The sequence below is a fragment of the Epibacterium sp. ABV4_022 genome, from assembly GCF_056159345.1.
Genome location: NZ_JBSWVA010000001.1, coordinates 510,310 through 532,994, shown reverse-complemented (window position 1 = coordinate 532,994; position 22,685 = coordinate 510,310). Strand labels below are relative to the sequence as shown.

The window sequence follows — 22,685 nt, the reverse complement described above, 5'->3', positions numbered from 1 at the left end:
GATCATTTGTTTTTGTGTTGAAGGTAGGTGTCGCTCGTCCGCGCGCCCGGCTGGGGCGCGCGCGTTGTCAGGACCGTGCCGTTATCGGCATCTATTTCTGGATCAGCAGGCTGAGGATGGTCGACGTGTCGACGCGCCCGTCGGCCCCGATCAGCCCCTCTGGGACGGTGATCTGCTGGCGTGCATGCGCATCGTTCAGCAATTGGTCGATATAGGCCTCTGATTGCCCCTGCGCATGGGCGGTCATCACCATCTGATAGAGGGCCGAAACAGAGGCGGTTTCCGCGGTCGTCGCCGGGGCAGCCGGCGCGGCGGCGGGGCTGGCTGCACCACTGCGCAGCGCGGCCAATGTGCCTTGTGTCATCTTGGCGATCAGGTCCTCACCGGTGGCGGTGCTGCCTGCGGCGGCCAGGGCGGAAGTCGCCCCTTGCTCCGCAGCACTTTGCGCCCCGCCCTGCTCTGCCGAGGCCGCAGGCAGAGGCTGGCCGTCGGGCGCGTCCGTGGCAGCCGCCACATCGGCATGCGCCTGATCGTTGCCGGTAAAGAGCGTGAACGAGACCAGACCCAGCGCCAGCAGGCTTGCCGCGCCCAGCGCCATCAGGAGCGGCATTCTGCTGCGCCCCGCCGCATAGGCCTCCGGATCCGGAAAGACCGGGGCGACGGGCTCTGGCGTGGACTGCGGGCCAGCGGGTGCCCCCTGCCCTGCGTTGGCCGGCGATGCTGCTGTGGTGGGGGCCGTGGCGCCGCCGGCTGGCTTGCGCTTGAGTGCAACCTTGACGTTGCCCGATGATGACACCGTTTCAATTCTGGTTTGCGCCGGCTTCAGCGGTGTCGCCGACGTGGGCGCCATGGCCTGTGAAGGGGTGAAACCCGTGGCGTGCGCCACGTCAGAGACCTGCTGTTTCCGCTTCAACTGCTGCATGAACACCCCCGATAAAAATATATCGGCGCGCGGAAAGCCACCGATCCAAGACTTGTGAATTGACGTTTACCTTTTGTTAACCATCGACCCGAATCATGTCAACGAATTGTGGATAACCTGAGTCGGCTTCGCCGTTTCCACCGCAAAAATGGGCAACGGCCTACCCTGAAAACCCGGATTTTAGCGCCGCACGGGGCGCTGCCTTGTCCCTCAGCTCATCCTGTCGCGCTGCAACATCGGGGTCACGCCAAAGGCGGACCGGTAGACACGTGAAAAATGCCCCGGGCTGTCGAAACCACAGGCCATGGCGACCTCGGTGATAGACGCCTCGCTTTGCAGCAGCAGATGGCGGGCGCGTTCGAGGCGCATTTCCATGAAATACTTCTTGGGCGAGGCGTTGAGGTATTTGCCGAACAACCGCTCAAGCTGACGCGTGGAAATACCCAGATCGCGGGCAATGACCGTCGGCGAGATCGGCGTTTCGAGGTTGTCGTGCATCACCTGGATGGCCTTGGCCAGATGCTTGTTCCGCATGCCGTTGCGCGATTGCAGCGACACCCTCTGGGCGGCAGTGGCGTTGCGCACGGCGTTATAGACCATCTGATCCGCCACCGCGACGGAGAGGTCATAGCCATGGTCCCGTTCGATCAGGTGCAGCATCAGGTCGGCGGTGGCGGTGCCGCCCGAGGCGGTCACATGTTTTTCATCGGCAACAAAGACGTTGCGGACCAGGTTCACCTCCGGGAAGGCTTCCATGAAACTGTCGTGGTAATCCCAATGGATCGCCGCTTGCATGCCGTCCAGAAACCCTGCCTTTGCAAGGATGTAGGCCCCCGAACACAGGGCGCCGATCAGCGTGCCCCGGGCGCGTTCGCGGCGCAGGGTGGCAATGAGCCGGCTGGTGTCCTTGTCCTTCATATGGATGCCGGAGAGCACAAACAGCCGGTCACAATCGGGCACCGTCTCAAAGCTGTGGTGCACCAATGTGTGCGAGTCGTTGGAGGCGCGCGCGGTTTCGCCATCCTCCGAGGCGAAGGACCAGCGATAGAGCGGTTTGCCCGCGATCAGGTTGGCAATGCGCAAGGGATCCACGGCGCAGGACAGCGCCATGTGGGTGAAGTCCTCGACGAGGGCAAAGACGAAATGTTGGGTATCCGCCATAGCAGGCTCCAGACCGGCAGGCGCCGCGCCACCCAGACAGGATCGCGCGGCGCCAAGGTTGCGGGGGTATTATTGCGCGGCGGCGCGGGCGGCCTCAAGCCAGCTGTCGTAATCAGCCTGATGCGCGGTGATCCACTCGTCTACATGACGGTCGATGTCGTCGGAGCTGTCCTCGCCATCCGCCATCAGCTTGTTCTGGGCGGAGATGTCATTCACGTCGAGCCGGGCCACCTCGAACAGTTTTGCCGCGGCGGGGTTCTCGGCGAGGAAATCATCGGTGGTCAGCACATACATGCTGTCGACCGCAAAGCCGAGGTTCTTGCCGTTGAAGGTGGTTTCCGTCTCGACCCCGTCCGGCAGCGAGGTATGCGGCACGTCGAGCCACTCCACATCCTGCCCCGGCACCAGCGCGCCGGAGACCCAATAGGGCGTCCAGGTGTAATACAGGATCGCATCGCCATTGCCCTTGCGCGCCATGGTGTCGGCGATGATCGCGTTGTAGGCGCCCTGATTGTGAGAGACGGTGTCACGCAGGCCATATTCCGTCAGCTGATGCTCGATGATGCGCTCGCAGCCCCAGCCGGGCACGCAGCCCGCGAGATCTGCCTTGCCGTCACCATCGGCATCGAACCGAGCCGCAACGTCCGGGTCCTGAAGATCGCCGAGGTTGGTGACGCCCGCATCATAGCTGGCCTTGTCCACCAGATAGCCCTGCAACATGCCCTCGACGAAGGGGCCGACCTTTTCCAGCACGTCATCGCCGCCGGACTCGTTGAAGAACGCCTGATGGAGATTGCCCCAGTGGATCGGGTAGAAATCGCCATCGCCAGTGCCGACCGCGAGGTGAGCGGTCTGGATCTCGGTCTCCAGCGGCTCGGCCACCTCGTAGCCGAGGTCCTCCAGCGCGCGGAACAGGATGCGGGACTGGAAATACTCCTCGGCGATCAGGCCGACGACGGGGCGCACGGTGGTGCCGTCGCCGGGCATGTCCTGCGCCAGGGCGGCGGTGCCGAGGAATGTGCTGGCAGCCAGGGCTGCGGTGAGGGTCGTTCTGAACATGGTTGTTATCTCCCTGTATGTGTTCAGGTTTCGGTTTTCAGATCGCCGGTGGCGGTCTGTTTGGGTTTGGACAGCAGGCGCAGAACCGCGCCGATGGGACCGCCCTGCCACCAGTGACGGTGGCCGCGCTCGCGTCCCGACTGGCCCATGCCTTGGGTGATGCGGTCGAGCACGATGGCGAGGATCACGATGCCGAGCCCGCCGACGATGGCCTTGCCCGCATCCAGTCGACCCATGGCGCGCAGCACCTCGTTGCCGAGGCCCTTGACCGCGATCATCGAGGCGATCACCACCATCGACAGCGACAGCATGATGGTCTGGTTCACACCGGCGAGGATGGTGGGGGTGGCGAGCGGCAGCTCGACCTTGAACAGCACCTGCGACGGGCTGGCACCAAAGGCGCGCGCCGCCTCCACCACCGAGGGGTTCACGCCACGAATGCCAAGCGAGGTCAGACGGATCAGCGGCGGCAGCGAGAAGATGATCGTCACGATCACGCCGGACACATTGCCGATCCCGATCAGCATCACCACCGGCACCAGATACACAAAGGCGGGGATGGTCTGCATGGTGTCGAGGATGGGGCGCATCAGCGCTTCGAACCGGTCGTTCTTGCCCGCAAAAATGCCGAGCGGCAGCCCGATGAGAAAGCACAGGATCACCGCCGAGACCACAATCGCCAGCGTGGTCATCGCCAGTTCCCAGGCATTGGGGGCCAAGAACCCGAGGAAGGTGAGGCTGGCCGCCACCAGAATGCCAACACGCGGCCCTGCCGCCTGCCAGGCGATCAGCGCCAGGATCACCAGCATCACCAGCGGCGGCACCGCATTGAGCGCGCTGTCGATGCCCACGATCATCTCGTTGAAAAAACCCTTGATCGGCTGGATCAGGTCGCGGTTGGCAATCGCCCACTGCTTGATGCCATCGGTCTTGTCGGCGATGCCGAGGTCAACAGATGAAAACGGATCGAGGATGTTGAAAGTCTGTTCTTCGGCCATGGATCTACCCTCCCGTTATTGCGCCGCGCGGGCAGCGTCCGCGCCCGGGGTTTCGCCCTTGATGCCGCGCAGGAGCGCGTTCTTGGTGACAATCCCAAGGGGTTTGCCGTCGATCTTCACCACCACCGGATGCTGGGTCGCGATGGACAGGTTGACGAGATCGTCGAGCGGCTGGTCCGGATGCGCCTCCGGCCAGTCCGCCAGGTCCACCGGACCGCGGCGCTGTTCGTAGGCGGCCACGGGCTCCATGATCTTGCCCGCGGAGATCAGTTCCAGCTTGGAAATGCCGGCGACAAAATCGGCGACATAGTCGTCAGCCGGGTTGGTCACGATGTCCTCGGGCGTGCCGACCTGAACCAGCTGGCCGTCCTTCATGATGGCGATGCGGTCGCCGATGCGGATCGCCTCGTCGAGGTCATGGGTGATGAAGAGCGTGGTCTTCTTCATGTTTGCCGACAGCGCCATGAACTTGTCCTGCAACTGGCGGCGGATCAGCGGATCAAGGGCGGAGAAGGGTTCGTCCATCAACAGGATCGAGGGGTCGGCGGCGATCGCGCGCGCCAGGCCCACACGCTGCTGCATGCCGCCCGACAGCTCGTCGGGGTATTTCTGATCCCAACCGTTGAGATCCACCGCATCAATGGCACGCAGGGCGGTTTCGCGACGGGCGCGGGCGTCATGACCGCGCACCTCCTGGCTGAAGGAGACGTTTTCGAGCACCGTGCGATGCGGCATCAGCGCCATGTTCTGGAACACCATGCCGATTTTTTCCGCGCGCAGACCCCGCAGATCGCGCGCCGAGAGGGCGTTGACGTCCTGCCCTTCGATGAACAATTGCCCCGATGTGGGCTCGATCAGCCGGTTGATATGGCGAATCAAGGTCGATTTGCCGGAGCCCGAAAGCCCCATGATGCAGAAGATCTCGCCCCGGGCGACGGTGAAGCTGGCATCCTGAACGCCCACCACGCAGCCGAATGCATCGCGCACTTCGAGTTTCCCAAGCCCCTGTTCGCGCACAGCTTTCATCGCCTCATCGGCGCGCTTGCCAAAGATCTTCCATAGATTGCGGCAGTCGATCACCGCGCTTTCCCCGCTTGGGACCCTGTCTGTCATCACGTTTCTCCGCGTTCGTTATGGCGGACAACACAGCAGATTTTTTTCTTGTACACAAATTGTATTTTGAATTAGGACAAAGCTTAGGTTCTGATTGAACTCAGAGTCGCTTCGATGAATTCTGATGCGATACGAGACCTTCGGATGGAGAAGCCCGGTGAAAGACGCAGCCAAACAGCGCAAATCGACCCTCTATGACACCCTGAAGCAGCAGGTCCTGACCCTGGAACTGCGGCCCGGGGCGGATCTGGATGAGAGCGACCTGTCGGAGCGCTTCGGCCTGTCGCGCACACCGCTGCGCGAGGTGCTGCGGCAATTGGCGGGCGAGGGCTACGTTGATCTGCGCGAGAACCGGGGCGCCCGGGTGACAGAGATGTCCTATACCACCTTGCGCGATTTCTTTCTGGCGGCGCCGATGATCTATGGCGCCATTCTGCGGCTCGCGGCGCAGCATGCAAAACCGGCGCAGATCGCGGAGTTGAAGGCCACGCAAGAGGACTTCCGTGCCGCGCTGCGCAGCGGATCAAGCGCCGAGCGGGCGCTGGCCAACAACCGCTTCCACGAGATCACCGGCGACATGGCTGCGAATGTCTACCTGTTGCCGTCGTTCAAGCGGTTGCTGATCGACCACGCGCGCATCGGCATGACCTTCTACCGGCCGCAGACCAATGAAATGGCGGAAAACCTCACCGAGGCCGCCGACCAGCACGACGCCATCATCGCCGCCATCGAGGCGGGCGACGAGGCAACCGCCGCCAAACTGGCCGAGGACCACTGGAACCTGTCGCGCGGTCAGATCGAATTGTTCGTCATGCCAACGGCGCTGGATGTGCCGATGGGGACGTTTAGCCGAAACACATCAGCCTAGAGGACTTCGATGACCCCCATCTTTCAGTTTCAAGGGATCTATACCCCTGTTGTCACGCCCTATACGGGCGCGGGCGACGTCATTTGGGACGCTTTGGCGGACCAGATCGAATTCCTCGTCGAACAGGGCGTGCATGGGCTGATTTCCGGGGGCTCGACCGGCGAAAACTATGCCCAGACCGTCGAGGAACGGCTGGAGCTGGCGCGCTTTACCAAGGAGCGTCTGAACGGGCGGCTGCCCTTGGTGGTGGGCACCGGCGCCATGATGACACCGGATTCCATTGCACTGGCCACCGGGGCCAAGGAGATCGGCGCAGACTCGATCCTGCTGGCGAGCCCGCCCTATTCGGTGCCGACGGACCGCGAAAACGCATTGAATGCGCTGGCGATCGACAAGGCGGCGGATCTGCCGATCATGCTCTACAACTATCCTCACCGCACCGGCACCATGATGGGCGAAGAGTTTCTTGACCGGGTGGGGCGCAGCCGCAACTTCTGCAGCATCAAGGAAAGCTCTGGCGACATCAACCGTGTGCACCTCCTGGCGCGCGACTATCCGCATATTCAGCTGGGCTGTGGCATGGACGATCAGGCGCTGGAGTTCTTCGCCTGGGGCGCACCGTTCTGGGTCTGCGGCGGGTCAAACTTCCTGCCAGCGGAACATGTGGCGCTCTATAATGCCTGCGTGATCGAGGGCAATTACACCAAGGGCCGTCGGATCATGTCGGCGATGATGCCCCTGATGCGGGTGCTGGAACAGGGTGGCAAGTTCATCCAGACGATCAAGCACGGCGTCACCCTCAACGGGATCGAGGCGGGCGCGATGCGAGCGCCGCTGACCGGGCTCAACAAGGACGACAAACGCGCGCTGGAACAGGTTGTGCGCGTGCTGAAAACCACAATTGCCGACATCGTGGCCGAGGGTTAAGAACATGGATCTGCTGACACAAGACGAATACCGCGCCATTGCCGCGACCCTGAACCTGCCGACCGGTGCTTTCATCGACGGCACCTCACGCCCGGCGGCCTCGGGCAAGACCTTCACCACCGTGAACCCGGCCACCGGCGCGCCCCTTGCCGAGGTTGCCGCCTGCGCGGCGGAGGAAGTGAACTTTGCCGTCGAGAAAGCACGCGAGGCTTTTGAGGATGGGCGCTGGTCGCGCCTGCATCCGTCCGAGCGCAAGGATGTGCTGATCCGGTTCTGCAAGCTCCTGACCCGGAACGCCCGTGAACTGGCGGTGATGGAGAGCCTTGATAGCGGCAAGACCATCTTTGACTGCGAAACGGTGGATGTGCCGGAAACCATCCATTGCCTGAAATGGCACGCCGAGGCGATCGACAAGATCTACGATCAGGTCGCCCCTGCCTCCGACGATCATATCGCCATGGTGGTGCGCGAACCGATTGGTGTGGTCGGGCTGGTGCTGCCCTGGAACTTCCCCCTCCTGATGCTGGCCTGGAAGATTGGCCCGGCGCTGGCGGCGGGATGCTCGCTGGTGGTGAAACCGGCCAAGGAAACCACGCTGACGGCCCTGCGCGTCGCGGAACTGGCGCATGAGGCCGGCGTGCCGCGCGGCGTCTTCAACGTGGTGCCCGGTGGCGGCGCGGATGTGGGTGAGGTGATCGGTCGGCATATGGACATCGACATGGTGTCCTTCACCGGCTCCACCGTGACCGGCAAGCGGTTCCTCAGCTATTCCGCCGAGAGCAACGCCAAGGAGGTGGTGCTGGAGATGGGCGGCAAGAACCCCGCCATTGTCATGGACGACGCCGAGAACCTCGACCGGGTGGCGCAGCATCTGGTGCAGGGCGCGTTCTGGAACATGGGCGAGAACTGCTCGGCCTCGTCGCGGCTGATCGTGCATAAATCGGTCAAGGCGGACCTGCTGGACCGCATTGCGCATCATGCCAAGGCCTGGAACGTCGGCGATCCGCTTGACCCCGAGACCCGCATGGGCGCACTGGTCTCGAAGGCGCATTTCGACAAGGTGTGCAGCTATCTGGAACAGGCCGAGGACGTGGTGATCGGCGGCAAATCCCATGATGGCGCGTTTGTCGAGGCGACCGTGGTCAATGTCTCCGGCAATGACGCGGTGCTGGCGCAGGAAGAGATCTTTGGCCCGGTGCTGAGTGTGATCGAGGTTACCGGCTTTGACGAGGCCATCCGCATCGCCAATGACACCGAATACGGCCTCTGCGCGTCGATCTTCACCGCCAATGCCAAACGCGCCATTCGCGGTGCGCGCAGCCTGCGGGCGGGCACTGTGACGGTGAACAGCTTTGGCGAGGGCGACATCTCCACGCCCTTTGGTGGCTACAAGCAGTCGGGGTTTGGCGGGCGGGACAATTCCGTGCATGCGCATGATCAATACACCCAGCTGAAAACCATCTGGATCGACCTTGCCGACGACGCGGACGAGGCCGTGTCTTGACGGCCTATGCGGCCAAACGCCTGCCGGTCCATGAGGGGCCGGCAGCCTGGAACAGCATCCTCGGCCCGCAAGCGGCCCCTCAGCCGCTGACTGAGGACACCACGGCGGATTTTGTCGTGGTGGGCGCAGGGTTTGCAGGGCTTTCCGCCGCGCGCAGGCTGATGCAGCTGCACCCCGCCGCCCGTGTGGTGGTGCTGGAAGCAGGGCGGCTGGCCGAAGGGTCGGCCGGGCGCAACTCCGGCTTTATGATCGACCTGCCACATGATCTGGCCTCGGACGATTACGCAGGCGCTGGCGATGATCGCAGGATGATCGACCTCAACCGGCAAGCTATCGCCTTTGCCGGGGCAGCAGTGGATGAATATCAGATCAACCCGGACTATTTTGACCGCGCGGGCAAGGTGAATGGTGCGGCCAGCCCGGAGGCTGCGCGCCACAACCAGAGCTATGCGGCACATCTTGCGTCGCTCGGCGAGGCCAGCGAGACGCTGGATGCGCAGGCGATGCAGGAGTTGACCGGCTCTGCGCATTACATCAGCGGGCTTTATACGGCGGGCACGGTGATGTTGCAGCCCGCAGGCTATATTCGCGGCCTTGCGGCGGGTTTGCAGCGGGCAGGCGTGCGGGTTTGCGAAAACTCACCCGTAACCGGGTTTGTCCGCACTGGGTCCGACTGGGTGGTCAAGACCCAGGTCGCGCAGGTGACCACGCCGCGCGTGATCCTGACGGTGAATGGTCATCTGGAGAGTTTCGGCGTTGAGAAAGGGCGGCTTATGCAGCTCTTCCTCTATGCGGTGATGACGCCGGAGCTGGACGCCGATGCGCTTGCGCGGCTGGGGGGAGCATCGCGCTGGGGCATCACGCCCTCGGACCCGATGGGCACCACCATGCGCCGGATCGACAGCGGACAGGGCGGCAACCGCATCGTGACCCGCACCTGCGCCACCCTGTTGCCCGATACGCGTCCCTCTGCGCGAGAGATGACCCGCGCCGCGCGGGTGATGCAGCGCAAATTCGATCAGCGTTTTCCACAGCTTGCGGGCATGAAGATGCAGCATGCCTGGGCCGGGCACCTGTGCCTCAGCCTCAACGGCGTGAGCGTGACACGGCAGCTGGACGAGGGCGTGTTTTCCGGCTGTGTGCAGAATGGGCTTGGCACCGCACGCGGCACCCTCACCGGTATAGCCGCGGCGGAACTGGCGGCGGGTGAGAGCAGCGAAATCTCACGCCACTTCAGCGCCGAGGCCCGCCCGAAACTGCTGCCCCCGCAGCCTTTCCAGCAGATCGGCGCCAATGCGGTGCTGCGGTGGAAGGAATGGCGCGCCCGCGCGGAATAACCCCTTCGTCTTGACACCTTACTCCGAGCGGTCGCACTGCGGCCGCTCTTTTTTGCTGACAGACCCAAAAAAGCCCGCCCCTTGTGTCAAAGGGCGGGCAAGGTGCTCCGGAGAGAGGAATTAATACGTCTGGTTCAACTCGTCGGCCGCCGGGATCTCCTGCTCGCGGCGCGCGATATAGGCGAGGAGCTCCTCGTTCTTGGCCTCGTCGAGTTTGGGTTCCTGATATTCCGACAACAGTTTCTTGGCGCGGGTGAGCGCCCGTTCGGTGATCTCAACACCGCCCTCGGCCTGCCATTGCTCGATGGAGTTGTTGTCGAACATCTCCGGCATGAAGAAGGCGCTTTGGAAATTCTCCTGCGTGTGCGGATGGCCGAGGTAGTGACCACCGGGGCCAACATCCGGCACCGCTGCGACCGCCTGATCGAAGTCGTCCCAGCGCGGCCCCGACGCCATGCGGTGCCCCATGGCGCATTGCTCCGCATCGACGATGAATTTCGCAACCGAGCAATGCATCCCTGCCTCGTTCCAGCCGGCAGAGTGCCAGATGTAGTTGGCGCCCGCGTGCAGCACCGCCGAAAGGGTCGTGGCGCTCTCATACCCGGCTTGGGCGTCAAAGGTCTTGGCACCGCCGAGCGTGTTCGAGGTCCGCCACGGCACCCCGTAGTAGCGCGCCATCTGGCCGATCATGAAGTTCATCAGCGAGATTTCGGGCGTCCCCGCCATCGGCGCGCCGGACTTCATGCTGACGGTGGACAGATAGTGACCATAGATCGCGGGCGCGCCCTTGCGGATCACCTGCGTATAGGCCAGCGCCGAAAGCGCTTCGGCGTTGAGCTGCGCCACCGCCGCAGGCACCGAGGCGGGCGTATTGGCGCCGCCCAGCACGAAGGGCGAGCACAGCACCGGCTGCTTGCGCTTGCAGAAGGCCCGCATGGCGCCCAGCATGGTTTCATCCCACACCAATGGCGAGTTGCCGTTGCAATTGCCGGTGGTGACCGGGTGCTCTTCCAGGAAGTCCTCGCCAAAGAGGATCGCGCACATCTCCATCACGTCTTCGGCGTTCTTGGGGCTGGTGGTCATGCCCATGAACATCTTGTCGGAATGTTTCATCGACGAATAGGTGATGCGCAGGTGGCGTTGGCTGATCGGGTGGTCATAGGGCTCCACGATGTGGTGCGCCGAGGAATGCAGCCCGGGCAGCATGTGGCTGAGCTTGTGGAACATCGCCAGATCGTCGAGCGTCGGGTTGCGGCGCACATCGTCGAGGTCGCGCAGGAAGGGCGCGCCGGTCATCGGCACAAAGACCGAATGCTTGCCGCCAAGACGCAGGTTATTGGCCGGGTTGCGGGCGTGGTAGGTGAACTCTGACGGGATCGAGGCGATCAACTCGCGCACAAGACCCCGATCCAGGTAAACCATCTCGCCCTCGACCTTGGCGCCGACCCGTTTCCAATCGGCCAGCGCGATGTCGTCGCGAAACTGCACGCCAACGTTTTCGAGGATGTCCATCGACGCCGCGTCGATCTTTTCGACCTGCGCCCCATCCATCACCTCGCACCATGGAATGGCGCGGGTCAGGCCCGGCAGCATGGTGAAATCGCTAGCGGTGCGCAGGCTGCGGCGGGCGGAACGGCCACCGGAGCGGCTACGGGAGCGGTGCAGGGTTTCGGTCATCGCGGGATCTCCTTTGATGACAGTTTTGCGGCTCCGACCGCCAGGCGCCTGTAGGATTCCGAAACATGCTTGCAGGAAACGACCCCCGCCGACACGGCGCCGCATTGCCGATCTCATCGATCAGCCGCCGGCACCCCCCAACAATAAAGAGGGGCCCGCCCTCACAGGCAGGCCCCCGCACACCAGCGTCCCCGAAGGTTGAAACCTATTCCGCGGCGATCAGGCTGCGGCCCGTCAGCCCGCGCATCAGGTGGTCGGCGTACCAGTCGGTGAATTGGATCACGCCGCCCTCGTGGGTCTTTGAATAGGGGCCGGGGCGGTAGGCGGGTGTGTTGATGCCCCGCTGATTGTCCTCGACCACCTGCCGGTCCTCGTCATTGGTGTGCACCCAGACCTCTGTCAGCCGTTGCAGGTCGTAATCCTGCCCCTCGACCGCATCCTTGTGCACCAGCCATTTGGTTGTCACCTCGGTCTCGGTCGGGCTGATCGGAGTCACCCGGAACACGATGCTGTGGTCCGACAGGTAGTGGTTCCAGGTCGTGGGATAGTGAAACTGCAACAGCGACCCGGCGTCCTTGAACGGGAGGGTCGAATTTGGCCGGCTCACCGCGACCTTGCCGTCCATGGTGTAGCTTTCCGCCGTTCCCAGCAGCGCGGTGCGCACAAACCGCCACTCCCCGGCCTCGGAGATCTTGAACGCGGAGGGCGCCCCCACCGCTTCGCAGCGGGCCACGTGCTTGTCCTGCAGGGCTGGATCCTCACCATCGAGGTCGTTGCCGATGGCATTGGGGTCTTCGGGAAAGGTGCGGCACAACGCGGGGTGATTGCCCGCACAGTGATAGCATTCGCGATTGTTCTCCCAGACCAGCTTCCAGTTGCCTTTCTCGATGATCGTGCTTTCAAAGGCGACTTTGGAATTCTCGATGTCATGCGGCGCGAGGTAGCGCTCCATCTCGGCGGCAAAGACGGAAATGTCGGGGGCGTCATCCGCCAGGCAGATATAGATCAACCCCTTGATATTGCGGCAATGCACCGGCAGAAGCCCGTGTTCGGACGCGTCGAAATCCGCCCCCATGTCCCGCGCCCACAAAAGCGCGCCGTTCAGCTCGTAGGTCCATTGGTGATAGGGGCACACCAGCTTGGGCGCACTGCCCTTCTTGGCCTTGCACACAACCGAGCCCCGGTGGCGGCAGGCGTTGTGGAAGGCGCGCACTTCGCCATCGGCACCGCGCACGATGATGACGTCATAGGCACCGACCTGATGGGTCACGAAATTGCCCGTCTTCGGAATTTCACAGGCGGGAATGGCAAACAGCCACTCGCGGTAGAAAATCTGGCGCAGATCAAGATCCAGCACCCCCGGATCGGTATAGAAGGCCTGCTCCAGGGAATAGTTTTTCTGGCGGGCTGCCAGTTTGACCAGGATGTCGCTGTCGTGAAGCATGAGCTTCTCTCCTTTGCCGCACCCGCGCAGCGGATTGGCGTGAAGGCGAGGCGCGCGACCGCGGCGGCAGCGGCCTGCCTGCGATCACAGTCCCCCGCCTGCGGTTGACGTTTTCACGGCAAGGCCGGAACGGCGCGCGTAACGCCGCTGTGGCGACGGGACCGGTTCCGGGCTGTCGCCAGCGCCCCGGTCCACCGCCTTGGCACAGGCGGCCTTGCTCTGATCGCAATAATCCGCGGCCGGGGTGGCGCGCGGAGAGGATTCCGACGCGGAGGCAACAAAAACAGACCTCTTGCCGATTGCCCTGCGATCAGGCTGAAGCTGGTGGGTGCAGCGGCGTTCGCTGGTCTGGTTAGGAGTGCCCTGTTGGCGGCTCCTCTGCGCCCGGTTTTGCAAGCGCCCTTGGCGAATAGGCGCAGCGGTCAGGTTTGATATCCAGCAGCGGCGTGCCGTCCAGACAATCAAGGCCGCGTACAACCACCTCGCAGCCATCGATCCGCACCAGCTGGACAAGCGCTGTTCCGATCGGATTCGGACGCACCGGAGACCGCAGGGAAAATGTGCCCGTGGTCACACCGTCCAACCGCGGGGATTGTGTCACCAGATCCCGGCGGCTCTGATCGAGCCAATAGAGCACCTCGATACGCGCATAGGCCTCCAGCCCCGCCAGCGCAGGCGCCCAGACCGGATCGAGGTAGAGACGGCACTCGGGTCCCTCCACGCTGCCCTGGCGCGGGCACTGGCTGCGATCCGTCCACGGCGTGCGAATCCGGCCGATGAATCGCAACTGCGCGTCATCGGGAGGCGTCAACTGCACCACGATCTCGTTTGGCCGGATATCGGGAGGGGTCATTTTGTCCGCCTTTCGTAAATTATGCAGTCTTTTGCAATCCAAATTGTCCCAGGTGTCGCCTCAAAGGCCCTGGATGCCGATGGCAGGCTTGCATATGCGTGAAATCCGCCCTTAGGCTCGACACCGAAAGAAACGCAAAGGCCGGAAATTTTGCAAGGTATCGGAGAAGCGGTCTCGCTGGCGATCCAGCTGGTGATAACAGGAAACGCCGATCTGTTCGAGATCGTCGCCCTGTCCTTGCGCGTCAGCCTCAGCGCCACCTTCTTTGCCTGCCTCATCGGCCTGCCCCTCGGCGCCCTGGTGGCGATCAGCCGCTTTCCCGGGCGCGGCGCCGTGCTGGTGCTGATGAACGCGCTGATGGGGTTGCCGCCGGTGGTGGTCGGGCTCTTGGTCTACTTGCACCTGTCCCGCTCCGGTCCGCTTGGGTTTCTGGGCCTTCTCTACACGCCCAGCGCCATGATCATTGCCCAGACCATCCTGATTGCGCCGATCGTGGCGGCGCTGTCGCGACAGGTTCTGGAAGACCTGCATGGCGAATACGCCGAGCAGTTCCGCTCGCTGTGCCTGACCCGGGGGCAGACGGTGTCGGCGCTTCTTTGGGATGCGCGGTATTCGCTGCTGACGGTGAGCCTTGCAGGGTTCGGACGCGCGGTGGCCGAGGTTGGTGCGGTGATCATCGTCGGAGGCAACATCGACCACCTGACCCGGGTGATGACCACGGCGATCGCCCTTGAAACCTCCAAAGGCGATCTGGCGCTGGCCTTGGCCCTTGGCCTCGTGCTGCTGGTGATTGCCCTTGGCGTCAACGCTGCCGTGCAAAGCCTGCGCATGAGCGCCCGGAGACACGCCTATGTCTAGCATCGACACCGCCACCCTGCTCCGCCCCCAGGCGCTGCCCGAAGCGCGCTATGCCAATCTGCTGCCGCTGCGGGTGCGCGGGCTGGAGCTATCCTGCGGCGGCACCCCCGTCCTGACCGGGCTGGATCTCGACCTGTCCCCGCATGGATGCACCGCGATCATGGGACCAAACGGAGCCGGCAAAAGCCTGCTGCTGAAGGTACTGCACGGGCTTCTGAGCCCAACGGCAGGGGAGGTCTGCTGGGGCAGCCAGCCGCCCGCCGCGGTCACCGCGCGACAGGCGCTGGTGTTCCAGAAGCCGGTGCTGCTGCGCCGGTCCGTGGCAGCCAATATCGACTTTGTCCTGAAGGCCCGGGGCAAGCCGCGGCAGGCCCGCGATGCGCTTCTGGATCGGGTCGGACTGCGGCACAAGGCCCGCGCGCCCGCCCGCCGCCTGTCCGGCGGCGAGGCGCAGCGGCTGGCGCTGGCCCGCGCCCTGGCAACCGATCCCGAGGTGCTGTTCCTTGACGAGGCCACGGCCAGCCTCGACCCCAGCTCGGTTCAGGTGATCGAAACAATCGTGCAGGACGCCTGCGCCCGGGGCATCCGGGTGATCTGCGTCACCCATGACAGCGGCCAGGCCCGCCGGATCGCGGATGACGTCGTGTTCCTGCACGGCGGGCGCGTGGCAGAGCACAGCCCGGCGGATCGCTTTTTCTCGGCGCCGCAGTCGCCTGCTGCACGCGCCTACCTCGATGGACGTCTTGTCCTTTAATACCCCTCGACTGGAGATTTAAATATGAAGCTAAGCCACACATTTGGTGCGAGCCTCGCTGCGCTCACGATTGCCACCAGCGCCCCGGCCTCGGAGCAATCCATTATCGTGCAATCGACCACCTCGACCGCGAATTCCGGACTCTACGATTATCTGCTGCCGCTGTTTCAGGACAAGACCGGCATCCAGGTCAACGTCGTTGCGGTCGGCACCGGACAGGCGATCCGGAATGCCCAGAACTGCGACGGTGACGTGCTGCTGGTCCACGCCAAACCCGCCGAGGAGAAATTCGTCGATGCAGGCTTTGGCGTGACGCGCACCGACCTGATGTACAATGACTTTGTCGTCGTAGGGCCCACCGGCGACCCGGCGCAGGTCGCAGGGCTGACCGATGTGCAGGAGGCGCTCGGCAAGATTGCGCAAGCCGGTGCGCTCTTTGCCTCGCGCGGGGATGATTCCGGCACCCACAAGAAAGAGGTGGCGCTCTGGGCAGAGACCGGCGTCGATCCCACCGCGGCCTCGGGCGACTGGTATCGCGAGACCGGATCCGGCATGGGCGCGACCCTCAACGCGGGCATCGGCATGGGCGCCTATGTCATGACCGACCGCGCCACCTGGATCAGCTTTGCCAACAAGCAGGACTATGAGATCAAGGTTCAGGGCGACGAAGATCTGTTCAACCAATACGGCGTGATCCCCATCGATCCGGGCAAATGCCCCTCGGTCCAGATCGAGGCGGCGCAGACCTTTGCCGATTGGCTGACCTCGCAAGAGGGCCAATCCGCCATCGCGGCCTATAAGGTCGACGATCAGCAACTGTTCTTCCCCAACGCACCGAAGAACTGATAGAGTCTGCGGGGCGCGCCATTCAGGGCCGCCCCATCAGACTGTGACATGACCGACTTCGATTTTCCCGACCACGCCTACCTGACCGTCCCGGAACTGGCGGACCTTTTGCGCCTAAAGGAACGCAAGATCTATGATCTCGCCGCTTCCGGTGAAGTGCCCTGTTCCCGCGCGACCGGCAAATTGCTGTTTCCGGCCGAGGAGATCCGCGCCTGGCTTGATCGGGCCAAATCCGGCGGCACCGCGCCGACAGCAGAGCGCCCGCAGATCCTGCTGGGCAGCCATGATCCGCTCCTGGATTGGGCGGTGCGCCAGTCCCGCTCCGGCCTTGCCAGCTATTTCGACGGCTCGATGGACGGGCTGGAGCGCTTTGCCGGCGGGGATGGCATCGCCACCGGCCTGCATCTGCGCGACAGCAAGACCGGACAGTGGAACATCCCGGCCGTTCAGCGCAGCGTCGCCAGCCAGAACGCCACCCTCGTGCATTTTGCCAGCCGACAGCGCGGCCTCGTCTACCGGGACGGTGTCGGAGATCTGAGCAGCCTGCGCGACATCCGGCAGCTGCGCCTTGCGCCACGGCAACCCGGCTCCGGGACCGACCAGCTGTTTCGCGACCTGGCAGAACAGGCCGACCTCGACCCGAGCACAATCCCCACGGCGGACATCGCGCGGTCCGAAGACGAAGCGGTGGAGGCCGTGCGCCGGGGAGACGCGGATGTGACCTTTGGCCTCGAAGCGGTGGCGCAGAGCTACGGCCTGCGGTTCGCGCCTATCGTGCAGGAAGAATTTGCCCTTCTGGTGGATCGCAAGGCCTGGTTCGAACCGGCCTTCCAGAGCTTTCTCGCCTTCTGCCGCACAAATGCCTTTGCCCAGCGGGCAGCCACCACAAAAGGCTATGATGTCAGCCGGTTTGGCACCGTGCTCTGGAACGCCTGAGATCATCCCCGCCTGCGCAACGATCCGCAAAACGCCGTCCCTGCTCCCTGCCTGAAGATCGATTGGCAGCGGCTTTTGCGTGGCTCGGCGCACCACCGGGCGCCCCCCGGATACTTGACTCTTTTATAAGGTTTTAATAGCGGCAGTCCTACCGAGCATATCCGCCAGGCACAAAAAATAACAAAACCAGCGGAATCGGGACAATGCACCTGCGGACAACACCTGTATCCATCCTGGCCTTGATGGCGGCCCTGCCCGCCGCGGCTCAGGTGATCGAACTTCAACCCATCCACGTCACCGACGGCGACACCCAGGCCTTTTTCGGCGAAAGCGTTGCAACGGAGACCGGCACCGTCGCCAAGACCGGTGACGCGATCATCGAAACCCCGCGCGCGGTTCATATCGTGACGGCACAACAGATCGCGGAACGGGGCGCCACCAATGTGGAGCAGGCGCTTCAGTATGCCTCGGGCATCACCGCCGGGCAGTGGGGGCTGGACAATCGCTCCGACTGGTCGCTGGTGCGGGGCTTTGCGCCCACCACCTTGCATGACGGTCTGAACGCGCGCTACGGCTTTTACAACGACACCAAGCCCGAACCGTTTCTGCTGAACAGTGTCGAAGTCCTCAAGGGGCCGGTGTCCGGTCTCTATGGCAGCGGATCGGTCGGCGGCGTGGTCAATACCACCTCGAAAACCGCCGCGCAGGACAGCGACAACCTCTGGCAGCTCTCTGTCGGCTCCAACCAGCGGGCGCAGATCGCTGGTGACGTGAGCGGCACGCTGAACCAATCCGGCACCCTGCGGTATCGCCTTGTCGGTCTGCTGCGCAATGCGGAGACCCCGGTCGACTTCTCCCAGGATGACTCGCTCGCCTTTGCTCCCTCGATCACCTGGCGCCCGAATGACGACACCGAACTGACCGTCCTGGCCAACTATCAGAAAACCGATGGCAGCCCGCTGATCCAGTTCGCCTCGCTCTATGGCACGCTGGAACCGGCAACTGGCTTTGGCAACGGCACGTTCTTTGATGACAGCCTGTTTGTCGGCGAGCCGGGGTTTGACACCTTCGAGAGCGAACAGCGCGGCATCACCGCCATGTTCCGGCACCGTTTCAACGATGTCTGGAGCATGAATGCAAACGCCCGCTATCTGGATGGCGAAGCGCTCTATCAGCACGCCTGGTGGGCCTTCGACAATGTCACCACTGGCCGTTACAACCCCGACGGCACCATCAACCGCACCTTCTATCGCGCCGAAAACGAGATGAAGACCGCGGCACTCGACGCCTATGCCACCGCCCGGTACACGCTGGGGCGCGTGAACATGCGCAGCATCATCGGCGCGAGCTATTCGCGCGGCTACTATGACAGCGATACCGGATACGGTGCCCAGGTCGCGCCCATCGATCCGTTCAACCCGACCTATGCGGGGTATCCCGACATCACCGTGACCGACAGCGATGGCACCGCGATCACGGAATGGGGGGTCTACCTGCAAAACCGGGCTGTCGTGGATGACCGCCTGTTCGTCGACTTCGGACTGCGCTACGGCCACATCGAGACCGGCGCCAGCACCGGCAGCTTTGGCGCCACATCGGTGGCCGCAGACGACAGCGCCTGGACCGGCAACATCGCCATGCTCTACCGGTTCGACAACGGCATCGCGCCCTATATCAGCTATTCTGAAAGCTTCCGCCAGGACGAGGTCGGCACCGATGTCAACGGCACGCCGTTCGAGCCGACCGAGGGGACCCAGTATGAAATCGGTGTGAAATACCAGCCCGCCGGGAGTGATACCCTCTTTGTCGCGTCGGTGTTCGATCTGACCAAATCCAACATGACCGTATCCGATCCGGCCAACCCCGGGTTCTCGATCCAGACCGGCGAGGCGACGTCGCGGGGGCTGGAGCTGGAGCTGTTCCACCGGCTTGGCGATGTCAGCTTTGATGCGGCCTATACCTATCTCGATACCGAGAATTCCAGCGGTGCGCAGATCGCGCAGGTGCCGGAGAACGCGGCCTCGCTCTGGGTCAATTACGAACCGACTGCCGGTCAGCTGCAAGGCTGGAAATTCGGCGCGGGCGTGCGCTACACCGGTGCGTCCTGGGGCGGCAGCGATACCTACGAGACCCCGTCCTACACGCTCTATGATGCGGCGGTCACCTATTCCCGCGACAACTGGCAGGTGGCATTGAACGTGCAGAACCTGCTGGACGAGAGCTACGTGACCACCTGCCAGTCCGGCGCGTGCTACCTCGGCGAGGGCAGGAACGTCGCGCTGACGCTCACATCAAAGTTCTGATCCGAACCTTCCCCGGACCCTCCGCCAGGGCCCGGGGGCTTTACCCTCCCAGTACGGAAAGGCGTCTCATGCGCCAGATATTGCTCCTGGTTGCCCTCTGCACCGCCGCCCTGCTGCCGAAACAGGGCGCTGCGCAGAGCTTTCCGGTGGAGATCGACCATATCTACGGCACCGCCCGGATCGAGGCACGGCCAGAGCGCGTGGTGTCGCTGAGCTTCATCGGGCATGATTTCCTCCTGTCGCTCGGCGTGGTGCCGGTGGCATTGCGCAAATGGTACGGCCCGCACGCCTTCGGCGTCTGGCCCTGGGCGCAAGAGGCGCTTGGCAGCGGCACGCCCGTGGTCATGCAGGGGGAAATCGACATCGAGGCCATCGCCGCCCTGGAGCCCGATCTGATCGTCGGTCAATGGTCCGGTATGACCCGTCGCGAGTACGCGCTGCTGTCGCAGATCGCCCCCACCGTCGCTCCGGCCCCCGGTGCCGGGGATTACAGCATGTCCTGGCAGCAGATGCTGCTGCGCCTCGGTCATGCCACCGGCCATGCGACAACGGCGCAGTCGATCATCGCCCGCCTCGATCAGCGGCTGGCGGACCTGCGTGCGGCCCATCCCGAGTGGCAGGGCGCGACCGGTGTCATGGTCTGGGCCGGCACCACCGGCGCCTATACCGGCCATGACATCCGCGGCAAATTCCTCGGCGATCTCGGGTTTGTCATCCCGCCGGCGATCCAGCAGCGCAGCAGCCTCGACCTGGCGTATTTCAAGGTCCCGGACGAGGATCTGTCGCCCATCGACGCCGATGTTCTGATCTGGCTCGACAGCGGCGCATCGGTGGATCGGTTGAACCGCCTGCCCCTGCGCCGCTTCATGCGGGCCAATCTCGAAGGCCGCGAAATCTACTCGGACCTGATGCTCTCGGCGGCGCTGTCGCATTCCAGCCCGCTGAGCATTTCCTATGCGCTCGACCGGCTGGTTCCGCTGCTCGAACAGGCCATGGATGGCGATCCCGCCACCGAAGTCACCTCCTCGCGCACGGCGGGTATCCTGACCGGAGGGCCGGCAGATGACAGCTGAGACCACCCTGCCCCGCCTGTCCGGTCGCCCCGCGCACCGGCTGATCTGGCTGGCGGTCGGCCTTGGCGCCCTGGGCCTGACGGCGCTGCTGGCGCTGCGGCTGGGAGTGCGCCCGCTGGGCTGGTCGGATCTGTGGCAGGCCCTCACCGCCTTTGACCCCGATCAGCCGGATCATATCGTGATCTGGCAGCTGCGCATGCCCCGGATGGTGGCCGCGCTGCTGAGCGGGGCCAGCCTTGGCGTTGCGGGCGCATTGATGCAGGCGCTGACCCGCAACCCGCTAGCCGATCCGGGGCTGCTCGGGGTCAATGCGGGGGCTGCGCTCGCCGTGGTGCTGAGCACCTTCGTGCTGCGCATCACCGACCCGGCGCAGTTTGTCTGGGCCGCGCTGGCCGGGGCGGCGCTGGCCTCGGTGCTGGTCTTCCTGCTGGGCGGCAATGCACCGTCGCGCACCGGGCGCCTGATCCTTGCGGGGGCGGCCGTCAGCGCCCTGTTCTACGCCCTGACCCGTGGTGTGCTCCTGATCAGCCGCGCGTCACTGGAGGTCTATCGGGTCTGGATTCTGGGTGGGTTCGACAATGCCACCCTCGACATGGTCTCGGCGCTCCTGCCCTTCATCATCGTGGGGCTGCTGCTGGCCTTTGTCGCCGGCTTCAGCCTCAACGCGCTGCAACTGGGCGAGAGTACCGCGCAGGGGCTTGGCGTGCGTGTCGGCCTGTTGCAACTGCTGACCGGGAGCGCGATCGTCGTCCTGTGCGGCGCAACCGTGGCCATGGCCGGGCCGATCGCCTTTGTCGGATTGCTCGTGCCACATCTGGCCCGCGCAACCGCCCCAGCCGACATGCGCTGGCTGTCGCTCTATAGCGCGGTCTATGGCGCGACGCTGATGGGTCTTGCGGATCTGATCGCGCGCGCGCCGCTGTTTGGCGGCGTGATGCAGGCGGGCGTGATGTCCGCCATTCTCGGCGGTCCGGTGCTGATCTGGCTGGTCCGCAGCAGAGGAGCACGGAAGCTATGACCTACACATTGCGCATCAATCGCCTGTCCCTGCAGATCCACCGGCGCAACCTGCTGGTGGGGCTGGGGCTGACGCTGGTGCTTGTCACCTTTGCGCTGGCGGCCCTTCAGATCGGCAGCTTTCCGGTCGCGGCGCAGGATCTGTGGTCCGCGCTCCGGGGCGAGATCGGCGAGATCCCGACCATGATCCTGCTCGACCATCGCCTGCCGCGCATCCTGGTTGCCATTGGCGCCGGGGCGGCCTTTGGCCTGTCCGGCGCGATCTTCCAGTCGATGTTGCGCAATCCCATGGCCTCGCCCGATGTGATCGGGTTTAACGCGGGCGCCAGCTGTGGCGCGGTGCTGGCGATCCTGATCTTCGGCACCCTGCGCTTTGTACTGCCCTGGGCGCTGGTCGGCGGCCTGCTGACGGCGGCCCTGGTGCTGATACTGGCCTGGGACGGGCGGCGGGGTTCCGGTCTCGATCCCTATCGGCTGATCCTTGTCGGCATCGGCGCCAGCCTGACGCTGGGGGCCACAAGCGATCTGCTGCTGAGCATGACGGACGAACAGCGCGCCGCCGACATGGCGCAATGGCTGACCGGAACCCTGAATGCCCGCAGCCTCGGCGACGCGGCGCTGGTCTGGGGCGGTCTGGCGCTGCTGATGCCTGTACTCGTCTGGCTGCACTTCCCGCTCGCGCGGCTGACCATGGACGATGACATTGCCCAGGGGTTCGGTCTGGGGCTGGCGCGCCATCGGCTGATCCTGACCGCCACCGGCGTTCTGCTGGCCGCACTGGCTGTCAGCGTTGCCGGTCCGCTGCCCTTTGTCGCCTTTGTCGCCGGTCCGGTGGCCCGTCGCCTGATCGGAACCGGCGCGCCCGCATTGATGGCGGCCGCCCTCGTCGGCGCGCTGGTCACCCTTGGCGCCGACACCGCCGCACGGATGGTGCCGATGGTGCAATTGCCCGCCGGGGTCTTTACCGCCGTGATCGGCGCCCCTGTCCTCGTGTGGCTGCTTGTCGCCCAGTTTCGCAAAGGAGCCCTCTAGATC

Annotated in this window: 20 protein-coding genes; 12 read left to right on the top strand and 8 right to left on the bottom strand. The window is 64.2% G+C overall.

What is annotated here, in order from left to right; genetic code table 11:
- Positions 1-91: 91 nt before the first annotated feature.
- From ACXAF5_RS02520 to ACXAF5_RS02500, 5 genes are all read right to left on the bottom strand, one after another.
- On the bottom strand, positions 92-922 hold the full coding sequence (locus ACXAF5_RS02520; protein ID WP_474945424.1) for a hypothetical protein: 831 nt from the start codon (positions 920-922) through the stop codon (positions 92-94).
- A 210-nt stretch (positions 923-1,132) separates the two neighbouring features.
- Positions 1,133-2,083 carry a GlxA family transcriptional regulator gene (locus tag ACXAF5_RS02515; protein WP_474945423.1) on the bottom strand — a complete coding sequence of 317 codons (951 nt, stop codon included), beginning with the start codon at positions 2,081-2,083 and terminating at the stop codon, positions 1,133-1,135.
- Positions 2,084-2,152: 69 nt separating this feature from the next.
- Positions 2,153-3,142: a glycine betaine/L-proline ABC transporter substrate-binding protein ProX gene (gene proX, locus ACXAF5_RS02510; RefSeq protein ID WP_474945422.1), complete on the bottom strand. Its 990-nt coding sequence runs from the start codon at positions 3,140-3,142 to the stop codon at positions 2,153-2,155.
- 23 nt (positions 3,143-3,165) lie between these two features.
- A complete protein-coding gene (locus tag ACXAF5_RS02505; protein WP_239318518.1) occupies positions 3,166-4,140 on the bottom strand; it encodes an ABC transporter permease in 975 nt (324 codons plus the stop codon).
- Positions 4,141-4,155: 15 nt separating this feature from the next.
- Positions 4,156-5,253 carry a quaternary amine ABC transporter ATP-binding protein gene (locus ACXAF5_RS02500; RefSeq protein WP_126138339.1) on the bottom strand — a complete coding sequence of 366 codons (1,098 nt, stop codon included), beginning with the start codon at positions 5,251-5,253 and terminating at the stop codon, positions 4,156-4,158.
- A gap of 157 nt (positions 5,254-5,410) precedes the next feature.
- Here ACXAF5_RS02500 and ACXAF5_RS02495 point away from each other — a divergent pair, with 157 nt between their 5' ends.
- The 4 genes from ACXAF5_RS02495 to ACXAF5_RS02480 are packed head-to-tail and all read left to right on the top strand — an operon-like array spanning position 5,411 to position 9,889.
- A complete protein-coding gene (locus ACXAF5_RS02495) occupies positions 5,411-6,121 on the top strand; it encodes a GntR family transcriptional regulator (protein WP_413219257.1) in 711 nt (236 codons plus the stop codon).
- Between the two features lie 9 nt (positions 6,122-6,130).
- The gene (locus ACXAF5_RS02490) at positions 6,131-7,048 is read left to right on the top strand and encodes a dihydrodipicolinate synthase family protein (protein WP_474945421.1); all 918 of its coding nucleotides are present in this window, start codon (positions 6,131-6,133) and stop codon (positions 7,046-7,048) included.
- 4 nt (positions 7,049-7,052) lie between these two features.
- Entirely contained in the window at positions 7,053-8,552 is a 1,500-nt protein-coding gene (locus tag ACXAF5_RS02485) for an aldehyde dehydrogenase (protein WP_474945420.1), read from the top strand.
- Positions 8,549-9,889 carry an NAD(P)/FAD-dependent oxidoreductase gene (locus tag ACXAF5_RS02480; protein ID WP_474945419.1) on the top strand — a complete coding sequence of 447 codons (1,341 nt, stop codon included), beginning with the start codon at positions 8,549-8,551 and terminating at the stop codon, positions 9,887-9,889. Before ACXAF5_RS02485 ends, ACXAF5_RS02480 begins: the two co-directional genes overlap by 4 nt.
- A 120-nt stretch (positions 9,890-10,009) precedes the next feature.
- Here the strand turns inward: ACXAF5_RS02480 and ACXAF5_RS02475 are convergent, their stop codons facing one another.
- The 3 genes from ACXAF5_RS02475 to tsaA all read right to left on the bottom strand — a co-directional run bounded on the left by ACXAF5_RS02475 (position 10,010) and on the right by tsaA (position 13,863).
- Complete coding sequence (locus tag ACXAF5_RS02475; protein ID WP_474945418.1) at positions 10,010-11,566, bottom strand: trimethylamine methyltransferase family protein; 1,557 nt, start codon at positions 11,564-11,566, stop codon at positions 10,010-10,012.
- Positions 11,567-11,771: 205 nt separating this feature from the next.
- A complete protein-coding gene (locus ACXAF5_RS02470; RefSeq protein WP_474945417.1) occupies positions 11,772-13,010 on the bottom strand; it encodes an aromatic ring-hydroxylating oxygenase subunit alpha in 1,239 nt (412 codons plus the stop codon).
- A 352-nt stretch (positions 13,011-13,362) separates the two neighbouring features.
- Complete coding sequence (gene tsaA, locus ACXAF5_RS02465) at positions 13,363-13,863, bottom strand: tRNA (N6-threonylcarbamoyladenosine(37)-N6)-methyltransferase TrmO (protein ID WP_474945416.1); 501 nt, start codon at positions 13,861-13,863, stop codon at positions 13,363-13,365.
- Between the two features lie 150 nt (positions 13,864-14,013).
- Here tsaA and ACXAF5_RS02460 point away from each other — a divergent pair, with 150 nt between their 5' ends.
- From ACXAF5_RS02460 to ACXAF5_RS02425, 8 genes are all read left to right on the top strand, one after another.
- Positions 14,014-14,721, top strand: coding sequence for an ABC transporter permease (locus ACXAF5_RS02460; RefSeq protein ID WP_239318498.1), 708 nt, complete (start codon positions 14,014-14,016; stop codon positions 14,719-14,721).
- Positions 14,714-15,475, top strand: coding sequence for an ATP-binding cassette domain-containing protein (locus ACXAF5_RS02455; protein ID WP_474945415.1), 762 nt, complete (start codon positions 14,714-14,716; stop codon positions 15,473-15,475). Before ACXAF5_RS02460 ends, ACXAF5_RS02455 begins: the two co-directional genes overlap by 8 nt.
- A 24-nt stretch (positions 15,476-15,499) precedes the next feature.
- Positions 15,500-16,321, top strand: coding sequence for an ABC transporter substrate-binding protein (locus tag ACXAF5_RS02450; protein WP_474945414.1), 822 nt, complete (start codon positions 15,500-15,502; stop codon positions 16,319-16,321).
- Positions 16,322-16,369: 48 nt separating this feature from the next.
- Positions 16,370-17,257: a substrate-binding domain-containing protein gene (locus ACXAF5_RS02445; protein ID WP_474945413.1), complete on the top strand. Its 888-nt coding sequence runs from the start codon at positions 16,370-16,372 to the stop codon at positions 17,255-17,257.
- Positions 17,258-17,460: 203 nt separating this feature from the next.
- Complete coding sequence (locus ACXAF5_RS02440; protein ID WP_474945412.1) at positions 17,461-19,560, top strand: TonB-dependent siderophore receptor; 2,100 nt, start codon at positions 17,461-17,463, stop codon at positions 19,558-19,560.
- 68 nt (positions 19,561-19,628) lie between these two features.
- Positions 19,629-20,633: an ABC transporter substrate-binding protein gene (locus ACXAF5_RS02435; RefSeq protein ID WP_474945411.1), complete on the top strand. Its 1,005-nt coding sequence runs from the start codon at positions 19,629-19,631 to the stop codon at positions 20,631-20,633.
- A complete protein-coding gene (locus ACXAF5_RS02430; protein ID WP_474945410.1) occupies positions 20,623-21,651 on the top strand; it encodes a FecCD family ABC transporter permease in 1,029 nt (342 codons plus the stop codon). Before ACXAF5_RS02435 ends, ACXAF5_RS02430 begins: the two co-directional genes overlap by 11 nt.
- The gene (locus ACXAF5_RS02425) at positions 21,648-22,682 is read left to right on the top strand and encodes a FecCD family ABC transporter permease (RefSeq protein WP_474945409.1); all 1,035 of its coding nucleotides are present in this window, start codon (positions 21,648-21,650) and stop codon (positions 22,680-22,682) included. Before ACXAF5_RS02430 ends, ACXAF5_RS02425 begins: the two co-directional genes overlap by 4 nt.
- Positions 22,683-22,685: the final 3 nt, after the last annotated feature.